Annotated in this window: 16 protein-coding genes; 14 read left to right on the forward strand and 2 right to left on the reverse strand. The window is 40.7% G+C overall.

Annotation, left to right across the window (positions count from 1 at the left end; all coding sequences use genetic code 11):
* Positions 1-78 precede the first annotated feature (78 nt).
* The 9 genes from yieE (at position 79) to dld (ending at position 12,349) form a co-directional block, all read left to right on the forward strand.
* Entirely contained in the window at positions 79-942 is an 864-nt protein-coding gene (gene yieE / locus PR725_RS05250; RefSeq protein ID WP_004911888.1) for a DNA-binding transcriptional regulator YeiE, read from the forward strand.
* A 406-nt stretch (positions 943-1,348) separates the two neighbouring features.
* On the forward strand, positions 1,349-2,839 hold the full coding sequence (locus PR725_RS05255) for an amino acid permease (protein ID WP_272567925.1): 1,491 nt from the start codon (positions 1,349-1,351) through the stop codon (positions 2,837-2,839).
* Between the two features lie 221 nt (positions 2,840-3,060).
* Positions 3,061-4,224 carry an ABC transporter substrate-binding protein gene (locus tag PR725_RS05260; RefSeq protein ID WP_109911586.1) on the forward strand — a complete coding sequence of 388 codons (1,164 nt, stop codon included), beginning with the start codon at positions 3,061-3,063 and terminating at the stop codon, positions 4,222-4,224.
* A 19-nt stretch (positions 4,225-4,243) separates the two neighbouring features.
* Positions 4,244-5,338, forward strand: a complete 1,095-nt coding sequence (locus PR725_RS05265; protein WP_109911587.1) for a FecCD family ABC transporter permease — start codon at positions 4,244-4,246, stop codon at positions 5,336-5,338.
* The gene (locus PR725_RS05270) at positions 5,332-6,120 is read left to right on the forward strand and encodes an ABC transporter ATP-binding protein (RefSeq protein ID WP_109911588.1); all 789 of its coding nucleotides are present in this window, start codon (positions 5,332-5,334) and stop codon (positions 6,118-6,120) included. Before PR725_RS05265 ends, PR725_RS05270 begins: the two co-directional genes overlap by 7 nt.
* Positions 6,121-6,378: 258 nt before the next feature.
* The gene (locus PR725_RS05275) at positions 6,379-8,361 is read left to right on the forward strand and encodes a ligand-gated channel protein (protein WP_109911589.1); all 1,983 of its coding nucleotides are present in this window, start codon (positions 6,379-6,381) and stop codon (positions 8,359-8,361) included.
* Positions 8,362-8,721: 360 nt separating this feature from the next.
* Positions 8,722-8,934 (forward strand): hypothetical protein, encoded by a 213-nt coding sequence (locus PR725_RS05280; protein WP_004253162.1) that lies wholly within the window; start codon positions 8,722-8,724, stop codon positions 8,932-8,934.
* Entirely contained in the window at positions 8,924-10,309 is a 1,386-nt protein-coding gene (locus PR725_RS05285) for an APC family permease (protein ID WP_109911590.1), read from the forward strand. The genes PR725_RS05280 and PR725_RS05285 overlap by 11 nt, the downstream gene beginning before the upstream one ends.
* A 300-nt stretch (positions 10,310-10,609) precedes the next feature.
* Positions 10,610-12,349 carry a D-lactate dehydrogenase gene (gene dld, locus PR725_RS05290; protein WP_117162368.1) on the forward strand — a complete coding sequence of 580 codons (1,740 nt, stop codon included), beginning with the start codon at positions 10,610-10,612 and terminating at the stop codon, positions 12,347-12,349.
* 71 nt (positions 12,350-12,420) lie between these two features.
* Here the strand turns inward: dld and sbcB are convergent, their stop codons facing one another.
* Positions 12,421-13,848 carry an exodeoxyribonuclease I gene (sbcB, locus tag PR725_RS05295; protein WP_117162367.1) on the reverse strand — a complete coding sequence of 476 codons (1,428 nt, stop codon included), beginning with the start codon at positions 13,846-13,848 and terminating at the stop codon, positions 12,421-12,423.
* A gap of 350 nt (positions 13,849-14,198) precedes the next feature.
* Here sbcB and PR725_RS05300 point away from each other — a divergent pair, with 350 nt between their 5' ends.
* Both PR725_RS05300 and tmaR read left to right on the forward strand, forming a co-directional pair.
* Positions 14,199-15,482 carry an MFS transporter gene (locus PR725_RS05300; protein ID WP_004911868.1) on the forward strand — a complete coding sequence of 428 codons (1,284 nt, stop codon included), beginning with the start codon at positions 14,199-14,201 and terminating at the stop codon, positions 15,480-15,482.
* Positions 15,483-15,606: 124 nt separating this feature from the next.
* Complete coding sequence (gene tmaR / locus PR725_RS05305) at positions 15,607-15,939, forward strand: PTS system regulator TmaR (protein WP_004253179.1); 333 nt, start codon at positions 15,607-15,609, stop codon at positions 15,937-15,939.
* Positions 15,940-16,018: 79 nt separating this feature from the next.
* Here tmaR and PR725_RS05310 read toward each other — a convergent pair whose 3' ends face one another.
* Positions 16,019-16,708 (reverse strand): helix-turn-helix domain-containing protein, encoded by a 690-nt coding sequence (locus tag PR725_RS05310; RefSeq protein ID WP_004911864.1) that lies wholly within the window; start codon positions 16,706-16,708, stop codon positions 16,019-16,021.
* Positions 16,709-16,915: 207 nt separating this feature from the next.
* Here PR725_RS05310 and PR725_RS05315 point away from each other — a divergent pair, with 207 nt between their 5' ends.
* From PR725_RS05315 to PR725_RS05325, 3 genes are read left to right on the forward strand one after another with little or no spacing between them, the layout of a single operon-like run.
* Positions 16,916-19,246, forward strand: coding sequence for a molybdopterin-containing oxidoreductase family protein (locus PR725_RS05315; RefSeq protein WP_004911861.1), 2,331 nt, complete (start codon positions 16,916-16,918; stop codon positions 19,244-19,246).
* 2 nt (positions 19,247-19,248) lie between these two features.
* Entirely contained in the window at positions 19,249-19,797 is a 549-nt protein-coding gene (locus PR725_RS05320) for a 4Fe-4S dicluster domain-containing protein (RefSeq protein ID WP_004911860.1), read from the forward strand.
* Between the two features lie 2 nt (positions 19,798-19,799).
* Complete coding sequence (locus PR725_RS05325; protein ID WP_272567935.1) at positions 19,800-20,615, forward strand: dimethyl sulfoxide reductase anchor subunit family protein; 816 nt, start codon at positions 19,800-19,802, stop codon at positions 20,613-20,615.
* Positions 20,616-20,651: the final 36 nt, after the last annotated feature.

Consider the following 20,651-nt stretch of genomic DNA (forward strand, 5'->3'; position numbering starts at 1 on the left):
TTCTGGAATATTGCGAATAAATCGTTAATATTAACATTATTATTACAAATACTAAAAATCACGTTGGGGCTTACCTTTATGCGAATTACACTTAGGCAACTTGAGGTTTTTACGGAAGTATTAAAAAGTGGCTCCACGACGCAGGCATCTCAGTTATTAGCACTTTCACAATCGGCTGTCAGCGCGTCGCTAACGGATTTAGAAGGTCAATTAGGCGTTCAATTATTTGACCGTGTGGGTAAACGACTTGTTACGAATGAGCACGGAAGGCTGCTATATCCCAAAGCTTTAGCGTTATTAGAGCAAGGGTTAGAAGTCGAGCAATTATTTAAAAAAGAGATGGGCGCAGTGCGTCTTGCAGCAAGTACAACGATTGGTAATTATATTTTACCAGAAGTCTTAGCGGGTTACCGTCATGACCACCCGGATATTCCTTTAGAGCTTTTTATCAGTAACACAGAAGAAATTATTAAAGCAGTCATGGAATTTAGAGCCGATGTTGGGTTAATCGAAGGCGTTTGTCATAGCCCTGAGTTAATTTCAAAAGCATGGTTAAAAGATGAACTCGTTATTTTTGTTTCACCCCAAAATCCATTGGCGAATAAAAAAGTTTCTTTAAAAGATTTGCGTGATGCGCCTTGGATTTTGCGTGAAAGAGGTTCAGGTACGCGGGACGTGCTCGACCAATTATTATTTGCACATCTTCCTGGCTTTCATATTTTAATGGAGCTAGGGAATTCAGAAGCTATCAAACATGCAGTTCGTTATGGAATAGGTATAAGTTGTTTATCTCGTCGGGTGATCGAAGAGCAATTAGAAAATGGCTCTCTAGTTGAACTAAAAATAGATGAACTTCATTTAGAAAGAACGCTATATTTAATTTATCACCGCCAAAAGCATCTTTCGAATGCGATTACTAACCTTCTGTCTTACTGTAATTAAAAATCCTCGTCATCTTTTAACCTGTCGCGTTGTTGGCTGCAATCGACGACCCAAGTCACATACTAATGTATGCTCCTTGGATAGTCTCAATTGCCGCCTAGCGACACGCTAAAAGCTATAGAGGATTGCAGTGAATGTGTTGCACTTGTGATAGGCTATCGCGTTGTTGGCTGCACTTTTTATGTGCCTTGAACAGTCACATTTGCCGCTACTGACACGATAAAGAAAATAAGACGTCGTCCTCTTATTAAGAGGGTATACTGAATTTTTTGAGATAACGCATTTTACTTATAATTTTGTGTGAATTATGAAGGTATCTTATAACAGTGAAGAGTTGCTTAGTTCTCACAGCCTATTTTGCTAGAATCCCTGCGATATTAGCTGAATAATAAAATGCAGGGAACAAATGTCAGAACAACATACCAATACTATCTCGCAGGGCGGCCCACAAAGACTACGCCGTGAGCTAAAGGCACGCCATCTTGCGATGATTGCTATCGGTGGGTCCATCGGTACAGGTTTATTTGTTGCCTCTGGGGCAACGGTTGCACAAGCAGGCCCCGGCGGAGCACTCCTTTCTTATGCTATCATTGGCTTAATGGTCTATTTTTTGATGACCAGTTTAGGTGAGTTAGCCGCATATATGCCCGTTTCAGGTTCATTTGCAACCTATGGTGCAAAATATGTCGATGAAGGCTTTGGCTTTGCGCTTGGGTGGAACTATTGGTACAACTGGGCTGTGACCATTGCGGTTGACTTAGTTGCCGCTCAATTAGTGATGACTTACTGGTTCCCAGATACCCCCGGTTGGATTTGGAGCGCCATTTTCCTTGCCATTATTTTCTTACTGAATTTCATCTCGGTTAAAGGGTTTGGTGAGGCTGAATACTGGTTCTCATTAATAAAAGTCACCACGGTCGTCATTTTTATTGTTGTCGGCGTATTAATGATTTTTGGCATCATGAGCGGTGCGGAAAATGCCGGGTGGCATAATTGGGAAATTGGTGATGCGCCTTTTGCTGGTGGTTTTTCAGCCATGATTGGTGTGGCAATGATAGTTGGGTTCTCATTCCAAGGAACTGAATTAATCGGTATTGCTGCGGGTGAATCGAAAGACCCCGCTAAAAATATTCCAAAAGCCGTGCGCAAAGTATTTTGGCGTATCTTGTTATTCTATATCTTTGCAATCTTAATTATTAGTTTGATCATTCCTTACACTGATCCAAACTTACTGCGTAATGATGTCAAAGATATTAGTGTAAGCCCATTCACTTTAGTATTTGAAAATGCAGGCTTATTATCTGCGGCAGCAGTAATGAATGCGGTTATTTTAACAGCGGTATTATCGGCAGGTAACTCCGGTATGTACGCATCAACGCGTATGTTGTATACCTTAGCCCGAGAAGGTAAGGCTCCACGTATTTTCGCCCGTTTATCTAAAGGTGGCGTACCTCGTTATGCATTGTTAGCAACGACGGTTGTTGCAGGGTTATGTTTCCTAAGTTCCATGTTTGGCAACCAAACGGTGTACTTGTGGTTGTTAAATACATCGGGGATGACAGGGTTTATTGCTTGGTTAGGTATTGCCATTAGCCATTATCGTTTCCGTAGGGGCTATATTGTACAAGGGAGAGATCTTAATGACTTACCTTATCGTTCAGGCTTTTTCCCAATCGGTCCTATTTTTGCCTTTATTTTGTGCTTAATAATCACGTTGGGTCAAAACTACCAAGCTTTTTTAGAAGATAAAATTGATTGGGTAGGGGTTACCGCAACTTATATTGGAATTCCGTTATTTTTAGCAATTTGGTTTGGTTATAAGATAGCGAAGAAAACGACGTTTATCCGTTATAAAGACATGAGCTTTCCAAGTTACCGCGAAAATTTAGATAAATAGTTTTTTTAAATATCTATCATCAATAACAGCACTCTTAATAGGGTGCTGTTTTTTTATATATAGCGCAATAAACCTGCATTTTGGCGGTAAAATAGGCTGAATGTTTAGGTTTACGATGATGGTCACAGAATTCTATTGATGAAAGCCATGATTAAACTAATAATCGTATTGATAAGTATTCTTATTTGCTTTATTGTTACCGCATAAAAAAAAGTAAGTCAATGAGGTTAAGAGTGGAGCTTAATACTATGTCGTCGGTAGCCAAGAAGTCTGTAGCTAGGTCGGTAGTAAAAGGAATAAGTTTAGCGTTATTAGCAAGTGCCAGTATGAGCGCTTGGGCTGTAACAGTGACTGATATTGCAGGTCGTACCGTTGAGGTTCCTGATAATGTTAATCGCATTTTATTAGGCGAAGGGCGCCTATTTAGTGCAATAGCTCTGCTAGAAGGTGATAAACCCATTGAGCGAATTGTAGGTTGGCAAGGTGACCTTCGAAAACTAGACCCGCAAACCTATGCTGTTTATAAAGCGAAATTTCCTGAAATTGATAACATTCCATTAATTGGTAATACCAGTGCAGATAGCGTCAGTTCAGAAAAAGTATTAACTCTAAATCCAGATATTGCGATTTTTGGTTTGTCAGGCCATGGGCCGGGTAAAAATAGTGAATTAGTTAGCCAGCTCGAAAAAGCTGGTGTACCTGTCGTATTTGTGGATTTCCGTGATAAACCACTGGAAAACACTTTACCAAGCATGCGTTTACTTGGTAAAGCATTGAACCGCGAACAGGCGGCAAATAAATATGTCGATTTTTATGAAAGAAACCAAAAATTAGTCACTGATATTACTTCGAAAATACCAGAAGATAAAAAACCAAGTGTTTTTATTGAATTACGCGCTGGTGCTTTTGAAGATTGCTGTGGTACCGCTGGCGATGGAAATATGGGGAATTTTATTGATTTAGCTGGTGGTAAAAATATTGCTAAAGGTGTTTTGCCGGGCGCGCTTGGTACGATGAACTTAGAGAAAATTATTGCAGCAGACCCAAATATTTACATTGCATCTGGTGCAAAAGCACCGGGTAGTAAAGATGCCGGCGTTCAATTAGGCGCACAAAGCACATTAACAGATGCACAAAAAAGCCTGAAAAAAATTACTGAACGTAAAGGGATTAGCTCGTTATCAGCCGTAAAAGATAAGCAAGATTATGCTATCTGGCACAATTACTATAACTCTCCATACAATGTGATTGCGACGCAAGTTTTCGCCAAATGGTTCTACCCAGAACAATTTGCCGATCTAGAACCGCAAAAAACACTAGAAGAATTGCATCGAGAGTTTCTCGCCATCGAACCAACCGGTGTATATTGGGTCAGCGAAAAGTAATGAAAACGGGTAAGAGTTGATGAGTATTACGAGCGAGCCAATGATTACGGCTGAAAAAGCGGCTATTCAGGTTGACGATAATGTAAAACAGCATTATCAAACTATGTTACGCCGTCGATTGACATGGATAGTTGTTATCATCGCGGCAATTTTATTATCACTGGTTATAGATTTTACCTTGGGGCCTTCAGGGTTATCTCTTGAGCGCTTATGGCAAACGTTGATGACCCCAGAGTCGGTTGATGCAGGAACGCGTGTCATTGTATGGGACATTCGCTTGCCTTACGCATTGATGGCCGTGGTGATTGGCATGTCATTAGGGCTTGCGGGTGCTGAGATGCAGACAATCCTCAATAACCCGTTAGCGAGCCCATTTACATTAGGGGTATCTAATGCAGCAGCATTCGGTGCCGCATTAGCGATTGTTTCTGGTATTGCAATTCCAGGCGTGCCTGACCAATGGGTGATATCAGCCAATGCCTTTATTTTTGCCCTGTTAGCCGCACTGATGTTAGACGCAGTCACTCGTTGGACGCGTGTAGCAACTTCAGGTGTCGTACTGTTTGGTATTGCGCTTGTGTTCACCTTTAATGCATTGGTTTCCATGATGCAATTCATCGCAACAGAAGATACCTTGCAGGGTTTAGTCTTTTGGACGATGGGCAGTTTATCAAAAGCGACTTGGGTGAAACTTGGGGTGATGGCATTAGTTTTCGCACTTATTTTCCCAATTGCCATGATGAGTTCATGGAAGCTAACGGCTTTAAGATTGGGTGAGGATAGGGCGATCAGTTTCGGTATTGATGTGCGCCGTTTAAGGTTAACAACGTTATTACGCATTAGTATTTTATCGGCGCTAGCAGTGGCATTTGTCGGTCCTATTGCCTTTATTGGTTTAGTTGCGCCACATATAGCAAGGTTGATTTTTGGTGAAGATCACCGTTTTTATCTGCCTGCAAGTGCATTAATTGGGGCGTTAATTTTATCCATGGCCTCAATAGCGTCGAAGAATATTATTCCGGGTGTGATTATCCCTGTTGGGATCGTGACCTCGTTGGTTGGTGTACCGTTCTTCCTAAGTATTATTTTGCGTCATAGAGGGAACGTATCATGAGTGGCCTGATTATTAACCAATTTAATGCAGGTTACCCTAAACGTCCCGTAATTGAGAACCTATCGACGGATATCTTGCCTCGCGGCAAGATCACGGTATTACTTGGGCCAAATGGTAGTGGCAAATCCACATTATTGCGTTCGTTGGCGGGGTTAAATAAGGCAACAGGGCAGTTATTACTGGATGGTCAAGACTTAACCCAACAGAGTTTTGCCCAGCGAGCACAAAATGTGGTGTATTTACCGCAAACGTTACCTGCTGGTGTGCACCTGTATGTTTTAGAATCAGTGATTGTTGCTCAACGTGCTTCAGGCGGTTTGAGGAATGAGAATAGTAAAGACGAAGTGATGGGGTTATTACGTCAATTGGGTATTGAGCATTTGGCGTTAAGTTATTTAGACCAACTCTCAGGTGGTCAAAAACAATTAGTGGGTTTGGCACAATCTTTAATTCGTCAACCCAACTTATTGTTATTAGATGAGCCTTTAAGTGCGTTAGATTTAAATTACCAATATCATGTGATGGATTTAGTCGCAAAAGAGACGAAACGTCGAAATATAATCACGGTTGTGGTGGTTCATGATATTAATATTGCGCTCAAACATGCGGAGCATGTATTAATGTTGAAACAAGGTAATTTAATTGCTCAAGGCGAACCCGCTGAGGTTATTACCCCCGAAAGCCTTGCTGAGGTTTATGGCGTGCGGGGTCGTATTGAACGTTGTTCGCAAGGTGTGCCACAAGTCCTAATAGATGGGCTGGTTGATAAATTAGCAAGTTAATATAGTAATAGAATAGTGTGCTTGCAGCACTTGGCAAGCACATTAAATAAAATATAGAGGGCGCAATATTAAAAAATCAAATCTTAATTAATAGTAATTACCCACAGGAAATTTAATTGAATTATATAATGGTTTTTACCATGAATTTCCTATGGGTATTTAAATACCCCAATAATAAAAAATATTTTTTGATTCAATGAAATCAATGTGAGCAAATCAATTCATATATAAAACAAAATATCTCTTGGAGAGTTGGGAATGGTTGTTTTTAATAAAAGAAAAGTGGCAATTAGCATTATTGCGGCTATTGCTGCGGCGCCTGCATTTGCTGATGATAGTAATGATAAAATCTATGTGACAACGGCATCAGGCTACCAACAGAAAATTGAAGATGCACCTGCGTCTATTTCTGTTGTGACGCGCGAACAACTCGAAACTAAAGCTTACCGTGATGTGACTGACGCATTAAAAGATGTACCGGGTGTTTTAGTGACCGGTGGCGGCAGTAGCTCAGACATCAGCATCCGTGGTATGGATGCTAAATACACCATGATTTTAATCGATGGTAAACGTGTTGACACACGTACAACTCGCCCAAATAGTGATGGCTCTGGTATTGAACAAGGTTGGTTACCACCATTACCAGCTATTGAACGTATTGAAGTGGTACGTGGCCCAATGTCATCGCTGTATGGTTCAGATGCGATGGGAGGGGTAATTAATATTATCACTCGTCGCGTACAACAAGAGTGGACGACCAGTTTACGTGCTGATACAACATTAACAGAACGTAAAAATTCAGGTAATACAGGCCAAGGCAGTTTCTATACATCTGGGCCATTAATTGATGGGTTATTGGGTGTAAAACTACAAGGGCAATATTCTCATCGTGGTGAAGATAAAATCATTAATGGTTTTAACCGCCAAATCATGGCGAGTGGTGGAGCAACAGTATCGTTGACCCCAGATGACAAAAATACCTTCGACGCAGAATTTAAACGTGATAACCAACACCGTGATGACCGTGAAGGTTATACAAGCAAAAGAGGCGACGGTAGCGGTTTTAGCAAATATGAGTTGACTCATATGGCATTAACCCATACGGGTATTTATGATATTGCATCAACAGATACCTATGTTCAATATGATGAGACAAAAAACCCAGGCCGTAAAATGACGGCAGAAGACCTTGTTTTCCGTAATCAAAGTGTCTTTTTACTGGGTGACCATAGTTTAAGTATTGGCGGTCAATATCGTAAAGAGAAATTGAAAGACGAAGGTAATAAATTTAAACAGTATAATCAGCTTGAACGATATAGCTGGGCGTTATTCGCAGAAGATGAATGGTTAATGACCAATGACTTTGCGTTAACGGGTGGTATTCGTATGGATAAAGACGAAAACTACGGTTCACACTGGACTCCACGTTTGTATGGTGTATGGCATGCTGATGAACAATGGACAATTAAAGGTGGGGTAACTACAGGTTACAAAGCACCAAGCTTGCGTGAATCGTCTGCAAACTGGGGACAAGCAACAGGTGGTAATGCAGGTAATGCCGTTATTTATGGTAATCCTGACTTAAAACCAGAGAAAAGTGTGACCGAAGAAATTGGTGTTATCTGGAACAATCAAGATAATATTACTGCGGGGATAACTATCTATAACACTGACTTTAAAGATAAAATTACTGAAGTTAGGCGTTGTGAAGAAAATAGTAGCACAGTAAGAGCATGTACAGTAGCTCAAGATGGTGAAGGTGACAAACCTAACCAACCGTATCGTTTCATTAGCGATAAAGCGAACGTTGATAAAGCAAGAATGCGCGGTGTTGAACTAACTTTCAACTGGCGTATTGTGGATGACTTAAGTTTTGCAGCTAACTACACCTATACTGATACTGAACAGAAAAGTGGTGTAAATAAAGGTAAGCCATTAAATAAGCAGCCTAAACATATGGCTAACTCCACACTGACATGGCAAACAACTGAAGATTTAGAAACATGGACACGTATGAATTTCCGTGGAAAAACCTCTGAATACCAAGGTCGCGGACAAAAAATGTCAAGTGGTACAGCATCTTATGCTTTGTTTGATTTAGGTGCAAGTTATCAGCTTAACAAGAATGCGAACATTGTTGGTGGCGTATATAACGTATTAGATCGCCGAATCGATAATGCGACTTACGGTGCTGAATTAGAAGGCCGTCGCTACAATATCGGTATCAACTACAACTTCTAATCGAAAAAATAATTTCGATTAATCCAAACCCTTTGGCTTCTACCAAAGGGTTTTTTGTTGATTAAAACCTGATAAAAATCATAAGAAAAAGAGGTTATAAGCAGATATGGCAAAAAGTCAGAAATAATCAAAATTTCTCATGGAAAATAGGGTGATTTGTTAACAATTTAACTTGCTATTTCGAGTTATGGCGTGCAAAATGCGCGAACTAAAAAATAACTGATGCTTAATCAAATGAAGCATCGGTTTTTTTGTTTTTAGGAACGTTCATTCTAGCGGGGCCGGACATAGAGCCGGAGAGATAATTTTAATATTTACGTGTAGCAAACATTTTTCGCTACCGATTTGAGGAATGCTTTTATGGCTTACTTTTTCGCATTCGCAGCAGGGCCAGGCGCTGGCGGCTGCCGTATCGATGACTACGGGGCTCTCGGTGGCTTCGCTCACACGCCTTTCTCCCTTTCTTCGTTTTTCTCTGCCTATAGGCAGATGCAAAGTCTTCCCAGTAACTGTCGATTAAGCCGAAGTAGTATGCAATCGAAAGTTATGGGAGGGCTTAGACGTGCAAAATAATACTCCAATTCCATTAGACATCGGTCACAATCAAACGGGTGCGAATAACCGCGTACAACTTGCAAAAACCTTAACATTGGTGCAAGTAGTGATGATCGGTATTGCGTATATCCAGCCAATGACGATATTTGATACCTTCGGAATGGTGTCAGATAAAACCGGTGGACATGTTCCAACTTCATACATTATTGCACTTGCTGCGATACTGTTTACTGCTCTGAGCTACGGTAAATTGGTGAAACGTTTCCCATCAGCCGGTTCAGCGTACACTTATGCCCAAAAATCAATGAGCCCTCATATTGGCTTCTTGGTGGGTTGGACATCCTTGCTGTCCTATATTTTTATGCCAATGATCAACATCTTATTGGCTAAAATTTATTTACAAGATATTTTCCCTAATGTTGAACCAGCGATTTTTGTTGTGGGTCTAGTCATATTGATGACGGCAGCAAACTTACGCGGTATCAACGTAATAGCGAACTTAAGTACCGTGATTGCGATTATCCAAGTTGGTGTCATGGCTGTGTTTACTGGGCTTGTTATCCACGGTGTCACTAACGGTGAAGGTACAGGAGAAATTTGGACCTTTAACCCATTTGCTAATGAAAAAACCGAAGTGATTCCGCTGATAGCTGGGGCGACAATTCTTTGTTTTTCATTCTTAGGTTTCGACGGATTAAGCTCACTGTCAGAAGAAACGCCAAATGCAGGTAAAGTTATCCCGCGTGCTATTTTCTTAACTGCGTTAATTGGTGGGGTTATCTTTATTACCGTTTCTTTCTTCTTACAGCAATACTTCCCTGATGTATCACGCTTTAAGAATATTAATGAAACACAACCAGATATTATGCGTTTTGTTGCTGGAACATTCTTCCAGTCAATCATTCTGGTGTTCTCATGTGTTACGGTATTAGCGTCAGGTATGGCGGCTCATGCGGGTAGTGCGCGTTTGATGTATGTAATGGGGCGTGATGGGGTATTCCCAGAAAAAGTATTTGGTTATGTTAGCCCAACGTGGCGCACTCCTGCATATAACGTATTAATGGTTGGTTTCTTAGCACTAGGCGCTATCTGGTTTGAAATGGATTTTGCGACTGCATTAATTAACTTTGGTGCACTAATCGCGTTTACCTTCGTGAATATCTCGGTTATCAGCCAATTCTTTATTCGTGAACGCCGTATGACTGGGGCTAAAAATATCATTAACTATTTGATTTTGCCTGTCATAGGGACATTAACAGTCTGTGTGTTATGGCTAAATATTGAAGAAGATTCAATGGTATATGGTTTAGTCTGGACTGCGGTTGGTTTAGTTTATATGGCTGTTTTAACGCGTATGTTTAAGCGTCCTATGCCGCAAATGAGCGACATCTAATATATTCTTCATATTTCGCGCTGTAGCTGCGTTGCGTTCTCAAAACGACATGGGTCACATACTTATGTATGCTCCCCATGCTCGTTTTGCTCGGCGCCTTGCTACAACACGAACTATTTTGAATATACTCAGAATTAGAATTGTTCAAATAGCGTCCTTGAGGCGCTATTTTTTTACCCGTTAAGAATTATTTAAGATAAAGCGTGTAGCCTATTAACATCATAATATTATGTGATATTGTTGTTACAACACATAATGCATAACTATGATAATTACGAATTCGATTAATAAGGCACACAAATGAATGATGCAAAGAAACCTGAGAATCAACGGTTATTACTGACGCTTAGGAATATTGTTGGCAAAAAAAATATTTTAACAGAGCCGCATAAAACAGAACGTTATCGCAAAGGCTTTCGCTCTGGTATGGGGGATGCAATCGCGGTTGTATTTCCAACAACATTGCTCGAACAATGGTATGTTTTCAAGGCGTGTGTTGAAGCGGACAAAATTGTCCTGATGCAAGCAGCGAATACAGGGTTAACCGAAGGGTCAACACCGAGCGGTTATGATTATGATCGCGATATCGTCATCATTAGTACATTGAAATTAAACCAAATTCAAGTTTTACCAGAATTTAACCAAGTGGTTGCGATGCCGGGAAGCACTTTGTACGATCTGGAAAAAATCTTAAAACCATTAGGGCGCGAACCGCACTCTTTGATTGGGTCTTCGTGTATTGGTGCTTCTGTAGTTGGGGGGATTTGTAATAGTTCTGGTGGGTCGCTAGTACGCCGAGGTCCTGCTTATACGGAGCTGGCTCTCTATGGTCGAGTCAATGATGATGGCAAAGTAGAATTGGTAAATCATCTTGGTATCGATTTAGGGGACACCCCAGAAGAAATTCTGACAAATCTGCAAAATCGCGGTTATAGCAGTGAAGACGTACAAGTTAGCGATAAATTAGCCTCTGATCACGAATATGCAGAACGCGTTCGTGATGTCGATGCCGATACACCATCACGCTTTAATGCTGATGAACGCCGTCTATTTGAAGCATCAGGGTGCGCTGGAAAATTAGCCGTATTTGCTGTTCGCTTAGATACTTTCCCTGCAGATAAAAAAACACAGGTATTTTATATCGGTTCTAATAATCCAGATGTTTTGGAAGATATCCGTCGTTATATTTTGAGTGAATTTAAAAACCTGCCAGTAGCAGGTGAATATATGCATCGCGGTTGCTTCGATATTGCAGAAGTTTATGGCAAAGATACCTTTTTAATGATTGATAAATTCGGCACTGACAAAATGCCAATGTTTTTCACCATTAAAGGGCGAATTGATGCGGTATTAAATAAAGTCCCATTCCTGCCATCAAATCTGATTGACCGTACTATGCAGGTTCTCAGTAAATTATGGCCCTCCCATTTGCCGCCTCGTATGAAAGAGTTCCGTGATCGTTACGAACACCACTTAATGTTAAAAATGGCTGGAGACGGCATTGATGAAGCTAAAGTTTGGCTAAAATCTTATTTTTCAAGCGCAGATGGCGGCTATTTTGAATGTACACCCGAGGAGGGAGCAAAAGCATTTTTACATCGTTTTGCTGCTGCGGGTTCTGCGGTTCGTTATCATGCTGTCCACAACAAAGATGTGGAAGATGTTTTACCTCTTGATATCGCATTACGCCGCAATGATAGAAATTGGTTTGAAACGTTACCACCAGAAATTGAAAAGTTATTGGTGCATAAATTATACTGTGGCCACTTTATGTGCCATGTTATGCATCAGGATTATGTATTGAAAAAAGGCGTAGACCCGAAAGAGCTAAAAGAAAAAATGTTAGCTTTGTTAGATGAACGAGGCGCTCAATATCCTGCAGAGCATAACGTAGGTCATTTATATAAAGCCCCTGAACAGTTGAAATCGTTCTATAAGCAATCTGACCCAACAAATACAATGAACCCCGGTTTAGGTAAAACAACTAAACGAAAAAATTGGGAAGGGGATTGTGGTTGCGGTCATTCTCATGACCATTAAGGCACGTGTCATATAAATGAAAAAAAGCAGGTATTGGTAAGCATTTCAATATCTGCTTTTTTATGACTAAATTAGCTGGCGAGGTCTCTCGCATAATTAATCAATGCTTTTAATTGCTGGCAACGCTTTTCATCATGTTGATGCTCTACAAGTAATAGTTGTATTTGTTGCATATATTCTGTTAAACGCTCTTCATTAAAGTAGTCTCTACGGTGCTGTAACCAGCGCTGCTGCTCATCATAAGATAAGGTTGCAGGGTAATTACGTGCTTTATAGCGAAAGAAAAGTTCTTTCATGCGCTTATCTTCAAAACTTAATTCCAATACAGGTAAGTTCTGTGGGGAAGTTTCACGAATAATATCCATCGTTGAGCGGTCAGAAGGACTGAAAAAACCATTATAAATTTGTGTATCGACATCATCTGACTCTGCAAATATTTGAGGCTCGCTAAATAACTCAATTAGTTTATTACGAATTTCAGGGTGCTTGCGTAAGGTTTCCAGATTGCGCATACATAAGTCACGGTCAACACCTGTTCGCTGTGCATCTTCTGGGCGCAGTGTCTTTTCTGGCGCTAAAATTGGGCATTTATTAATATGAACTAATTTTACAGGAACGGGAGAAGCGCCCGCCAATTCAGCTTTAGGCGTATATAATCGGGTACGTAATTGTTGAACGTCTAACTCAATTAATGGTGAGATATCGGCAGATAAATCGCACATAATAACGGCATTTTTGTTATCGGGATGCCAAGCAAGTGGAGCGACTAAACTGACATAAGAGCGCAATGCGCCAAACATACCAGAGACATGAACTAATGGTGTTATTTCTACAATATCAATAAGTTGACTTATTTTATTTTTATTTCTTAACTGATAAAAGTAATCGAACATTCGCGGTTGAGCGGCTTTCAACAGTTTTGCCATATTTATAGTCGCTAAAACGTCAGACATTGCATCATGTGCATTTTCATGAGCAACCCCATTTGCTTTGGTCAAATGTTCTAAACGCATACTCGGTAAACCATCTTCATTTTCTGGCCATTGAATACCTTCAGGGCGAAGCGCAAAACAGGCACGCAAAGTGTCGAGTAAATCCCAACGCGAATTTCCTTGTTGCCAACTATATGCATATGGGTCGTAAAAATTTCGGTAAAAAATATTACGCGTAACTTCATCATCGAAACGAATATTGTTGTAGCCCATAATACAGGTATTAGGGACACTAAAAGCCGCATGAATTCGTTTAGCAAACTCGGCTTCATTTATGCCTTGAGATAATGCGACTTGCGGGGTGATCCCAGTGATCATGACGGCTTCAGGTTGCGGTAAATAGTCATCAGCCGGAGCACAATAAAAAACTTCGGGTTCTTCAATGATATTAAAATCAAGGTCAGTGCGAACGCCTGCAAACTGCGCAGGCCTATCGAGAGCAGGGCGCTTACCAAAGGTTTCATAGTCATGAATAAAAAAGGTCGGTTGTTTTTTATTATCTTGCAACGTTTTCACCATTTTGATGATTATATAGTAGATTGATAGTGGTTAATTTATTGCTATTCACTATACCTTGTTGATTAATGATACCTTATCTACCGTAAAAGCTAAACTAAGGCTATCTGATATTGAGTGGGTAAGATTGAGAGCCGCATAACTTGGATGATTTGATGAAATCTTTTACCCAGCAGACATTCGTCATTAATTTGCGAGAGTATATCGTGATTGATATCACATATATCAATTGTTAACGTTAACATTGGTGATTAACATCACAATTAACAGGCTATTTTGTGGTTTGAAATTAATGTTAACCTTAACATTTCATCAAGATAATTTTTGATAGGTGATGAAATATGAATCGTGGCTCAAGAAAGTATTATGCCTCTTTGAGTGCATTATTGTTTTTTTTCTTTTTCACGTGGTCATCAACGTTTTCTGTCGTCGCAATCTGGCTGCGTAAATATGTTGGCTTGGATGGGGCGGATACAGGATTTATTTTCTCTTGTATTTCGATTGTGGCACTTTGCGCACAGCCACTCTATGGGTTTATGCAAGATAAATTAGGATTACGAAAAAATTTACTGTTATTTATTGCAGTTCTACTGATTTCATCTGGGCCATTTTTTATGGTTTTCGGTACATTGCTAAGATGGAATGTGTTTTTGGGTAGTGTTATTGGTGGTTTGTTTATTGGCATGACTTTTCATGCGGGCATTGGTGTACTTGAATCTTATACAGAGCGAGTTAGCCGATTACGTAATTTTGAATATGGAAAAGCGAGGATGTGGGGCTCATTGGGTTGGGCGACTGCAACGTTTTTTGCTGGGCGTAATATTAACCTGAACCCTGATTACAATTTTATTATGGCAACCGTTTCAGGCTTATTATTTTTAGTTATTTTATTGAATTTAAAAACGGCAAACGCAGATGCCTATAATAGCCTTGAACATGGTAAACCTTCAGCCATCACTGTGAAAGATGCTTTGCAATTGTTTGTACAGCCCCATTTTTGGGCTTTGATATTGTTTGTATTAGGTACCTGTATATACAGTGTGTATGACCAGCAATTTATGGTGTATTTTGCCCATCAGTTTCAAAGTGAGCAATTAGGTAATGAGATGTACGGTTATCTAAATTCATTGCAGGTTTTCTTGGAGGCAGGAGGAATGTTTTTAGCGCCATTTATCGTCAACCGAATTGGTGCTAAAAATGGATTGCTGTTTGCGAGTTCTGTCATGGCGCTACGCATTATTGGTTCAGGCCTAGTTGATGGCGCGATTATGATATCGATAATGAAATTACTGCATGCCGTTGAGCTCCCGATTCTGTTAGTCGCGATTTTTAAATATAACAGTCTTCATTTCGATAAACGTTTGTCATCGACACTTTATTTGGTTGGCTTTAGTTGCATGAGCTCTGTCGTTGCAAGTATTTTATCGCCATTAGCGGGTTGGGGGTATGATAAAATTGGTTTTGCTGATACCTATCTGGTCATGGGGATATTTGTTATTATTACGACGATATTATCTGCATTTTGTCTCAGAGGTGATGGGGCAGGTCATCAAGAAATCAGAGAAAAAGATCAAACAAATAAATGTAATCAAGATCACTCCGAAAATTTGGTCGTTAAAGTATAAAGTGAAATCAATTTTCAGCGGAATAATTTGATAAATATGCGAAACGGGCTTGTAACTCAATAGGATTAGATTGTATTGTGTTAATAGATAATGCGTTTTGAATATTGACTAGAGGGTTTTAAACATGGACAACGCTAACAAGCCGTCTTTCCAAAATGTTCTGGAATTTGTGCGTATGTTTCGTCGCAAAAATAAAATTCGTCGTGAAATCACCGACAATGAGAAAAAAATTCGTGATAACCAGAAGCGTGTTTTGCTGCTGGATAACTTGAGTGAATATATAAAACCAGGTATGTCGATTGAAGATATTCAGGCAATTATTGCGAATATGCGTAGTGATTATGATGATCGTGTTGATGATTATATTATCAAGAACGCTGAACTCTCCAAAGAACGTCGTGAAATATCGAAAAAGCTCAAAGAGATGGGTGAATTACCGCGTATTGATGTGAAATAATTACCACGTAAAGCCGAGGTCATCTCGGCTTTATTGTTTTTGACTTGAGTTGATAGATAGCATTGACCGCACGTAGTGATTATAAATTTAACCTATTAACTTGTTTGATTAATGCGGTTGCTAACCTTTCCATTTCATTTTCTGCAATAAATCCCATCGTCACTGCTGCTGCGACAAGCTGGCCTTCGCCATTAAATACAGGACAAGCAATAGATTGCGCTCCGGGAATTCCTTCAGTTGGTTGGTAACGGATGGCATAGCCTTGTTGGATAACTTTATTAATTTCGTCCTGCGAATAGGAATTCGAACCAAATTGGTTATCAAATGCAGAATAAATCAGCCCAGCTGCACTTTTTACGACAGGCAATGGCGTGTTAGGTAAAAAGTCAATTTCAATATTTTTGAAGCTACGATTATATTTCACTAAAGACAGTGCCTTTCCTAGACGCGTGGCTATGCCTGTTGAAACGTTTTGTTCATCGCGAAATTGAATCAAATTATTGTTAATGGCGTCGATGTATGAGTCTTCAGGTTTAACAAAATTAGCTAAGAAGGTTAAATTGCGGCCTAAACCATAACGGCTAGTTTGAGTATCTTGGTACAGCATTTGTGTACGGCACAGTGAAACCAAATATTTATGTAGACGGCTTTTTGATATCTCACAACCTTTTGAAATATCCGCTGCACGAGCAATGCCCCCATTTTGAGCAATATAATTTAAAATGCTTACGGCTATATCAACAGAATTAACACCTTGCAGAGTAGACATACATAAACCTCAGTTTAACAAGTCCTGAAATTTTACCATGAGTTGCCTTGCGCTGCTAACGAACCAATAACGCAGAAGAATAATCCGAAAGCGGTAGCACCTCATTACCTATAAATAGATAGAATTATTGATGCTACTCAAGTTCATCTTTAGTGAATAGCGTATATATATAGTGTACTTATAAAGGCAATGTCGAGGTTTACTATAATGAAAACGATAAATTCACTACGTTTGAAACGCCGAACTCTACTCAAAGGGCTTGGCGTTGTAGGGTTGGCGAGTATCGCCCCCTGTTCTTATGCACAAGGAAACAGCAATCAACCCTTACCGAAGGTGCGACTCAAACTGTCGGACTACAAAACATTTCGGTCAACTTGTGCAATGGAGTGTTTGCATTGCAACCTAACCGCATATACCTACCAAGGTAAGCTGATGAAAATTCAGGCGACGGAAGGGTTTAATGTCAAATGTTGCTTGCGAGGTATGAGCCGAACTAAATGGGTCTATCATGACCAACGCATCAAAACACCATTACTACGAGTAGGCGAAAAAGGTAAAGCTGAATTCAAACCGATAAGTTGGGATGAGGCGCTGGATCTTATTGAAAAAAATATTAGAGAGACCATTGATAAATATGGTAATGAAGGGTTGTTTATTTCCACTCATGCCGGAAATATGGACTCGATTAAAAATGATATGGGGAAGGCTTTCTTTGATTATTTAGGCGGGTCAACGAAACAAGCGGGTTCACTTTGTTGCTCTGCTGTAACAGCTGCGATGATCCCGATGCTCGGCCTGAGGTATGCAGATACCCGCGATACGATAGCGGATAGCCGTTATATCCTGTGTTGGGGCAATAACCCAGCTGTTACGATGCAAGCCTATTTTAAAAATTATAACCAAGCGAGAAGAAATGGCGCTCGATTAGTGGTGATTGATCCGCGTTTTAGTGAAACAGCTGCAAAAGCGGACGAGTGGATACCTATTATTCCAGGGACAGATACCGCGCTTGCTTTAGGTATGATTAAAATTATTATTGAAGAAAACCGGATAGATGAAAATTTCTTGAGGGCTCATACTGGCGCGGTTTATTTGGTCGATGCGAATCAAAAACAAGTCAGGCAAAACAAAGATGATAAGGACAGCTATTTAGTTTTCGACACATTAAGCAGACAATTAGTTCGTCATGATTCATCGGGCATTAAACCGGCACTTTTTCAACATGAACTTCCAGAGGATTTGAATTACACCACTGTTTTTGAACAAATTTACCAGCAAGCAAAAGGTTGGGATATTGCCCGGGTCAGTGAAGAAACGGATGTTCCAACGGAAACTATTGTACGTCTTGCTCGAGATTACTCATCAATAACTCCTTCAATGATTGTGCAAAACATGTCAGGAGCACAACGAACCGAACATGGCGCTTATGTCGCAGGAAGCCAGTTCTATCTCGCCTTATTGACTGGAAATATAGGTAAACGAGGGGCGGGTGTTTGTGATGCTGGCGGAGCTCGGCAAATGGCTAATTTTAGTCCAATAGTGCCACCGGCGCCGAATGTGAAAAACATTCCTCCCATTCCTGTAGCGAAAGTTGGCGATTTTATCGTCAATGAAAAGCCACATCCGATTAATTTCTGGTGGATTATGACGATGGGGGTTATGACCCAATTGCCGAATACCAACAAGGTTCGCGAAGCACTAAAGAAAGTTCCATTTGTTGTGGTAGCCGATAACCTCATGAGCTCAACAGCCTTATATGCTGATTTAGTTTTACCGGTGACCACTATTTTTGAAGATACCAGTTTGATGGCGGGCGTTCGTAGCCAATATGTCCAATTAATGGAAAAGGCGGTTGAGCCAGCAGGTGAAGCAAAACCCGACTATTGGATTTTCGCCCGATTAGCAGAACGTTTCGGGTTTGGCGACGTATTTAATAAGCCAATAGAGCACTATATTGATGCCTGTTTAGTCGGCTCTGGTATCACTCGCCAAATGTTAGAAAAAGGGCCAGTACGCCCAGTCGAAGGGGATTGGATACCGTTCAAAGATGGTGTGTTTAGGACATCAACCAAAAAAGCACACTTATTTGTTGAAGATTGGCAAAAGAAAAATTTTTCACCTGTCGTCGCTTACTACCAAGTGACCGAGTCTGTTAAAGGTTCACCTGAATTAGCCAAAAAGTATCCTTTGATGGCGGTTCAGCGCAAGTTAGCGCGTAGTGTGCATTCAAGTCATGGAATGAATGAATGGATCCTTGAAGTACAACGAAACCAGCCGAATGTCTTGATTCACCCTGAAGATGCTAAATCCAGAGGTATTAAGAATGGGGAATGGGCAATCACCTTTAATGACCGAGGAGAACACCGAGCCATTGCTGTCGTGACAACGCATATTAAAAAAGGCGTAATTTCACTGGATAACGGCTGGTGGGAACAACAGGGGGGGAGCAGCAGTCATGTCACGAATGACCAAGTTGAACATTTGGGAACGGGACACTGCTGTAATAGTACGTTAGTTGATGTAAGAAGGGAGGCTTAATCATGGTCAAGCAATATGGTTTCTTAATAAATACAAAAGATTGCTATGGTTGCCGCACTTGTTCAATGGCTTGTAAATCTGAGAATGTGACCCCGCCGGGCGTCTTGTGGCGTCGAGTTCGTGAATTCAATGATGATTCACCGAATACTCAAGCATTTATTACGATGTCTTGTAACCATTGTGATGACCCACAGTGTTTAAAAGTTTGCCCAGCAGACACCTATACCAAACGGGCGGACGGTATTGTCGTTCAAGATCATGAGAAATGTATTGGTTGCCAGATGTGTATTATGGCTTGTCCATATCATGCTCCTGTCTTTGACCCAGCAGAAGGGAAAACCAGCAAGTGTAATATGTGTGCGGAACGGTTAGATGAAGGCCTACTGCCAAGGTGTGTGGAGTCTTGCCCTACGGGTGCCATTGAGTTTGGTGATATCACTGAACTACGTAAAAAGCACACGACGAACTGGGCGGTACTAGAACAGCGTTACAACATGCCCGATCACACAATCAGTCATCCAAATATTGTGATCATTGGGATGGAGGATTAATTATGGATATTAAACATATGGAACTCCCACTAGTATTTTTTACAGTGATGAGCCAATGGGGGATTGGTGCTGTTCTCGCATTAACCATTTACCAAATGAAAGCCTGTCAGGGCTCCTTATTATCAGGCTCTGTATTACGTCGCGCAGTGCTATTGATATGGCTGATTGAAGTTATTGGTTCATCTATGTCAATGGGGCATTTAGGTGTGCCTCTCGAAGCATACCGTTCCGTTCTGGGGCTAAGTCATTCATGGCTAAGTCGCGAGGCTGTGACATTTGTATTATTAAATGGTGTTATCACGTTGTGGGCTCTATCTTGCTGGTTGCAACCCACAGTAAACACGCGCAATACGATATTAGGCTGGATCAGTGGGATTGGTGGATTAGCCGCTATACTTGTCACAGCACAAGTCTATTATCAAATGGTTGCTCACCCATTATGGCATACACCGGCAACCCAAATCGCGTTTATAGGCAGTACAATTGTCCTTGGTTTTAGTCTAGTAGCCTTATTTGTTATTGGGCAAGGCAAGTTATTACCCTCGACCATTAAAGTTGGCGTGCTGATAGGCGTTGCATTGGTATTAATTGCACAGATTATTCGCTTACAATTACCTGCAAGCCAAGGCGGGAGCTACTTGCTATGGTGGCAAGTAGTGATGAGTATGATATTGCCTTGCATTATGGCGGTAAAAGTATACAAGGAACGACCATCCGCCGTCTTACTTGTATTGATAATGTTGGCGATGTTTAGCGGAGAGTTGGCCGGTCGTGCATTGTTTTATGGGGCGGTTATGATCCAAGCTCCTTGGTTCTAAAAATCCTCGTCATATTTCGGCCTGTCGCGTTGTTGG

Source organism: Providencia sp. PROV255, from assembly GCF_028478065.1.
Lineage (GTDB): Bacteria > Pseudomonadota > Gammaproteobacteria > Enterobacterales > Enterobacteriaceae > Providencia > Providencia rettgeri.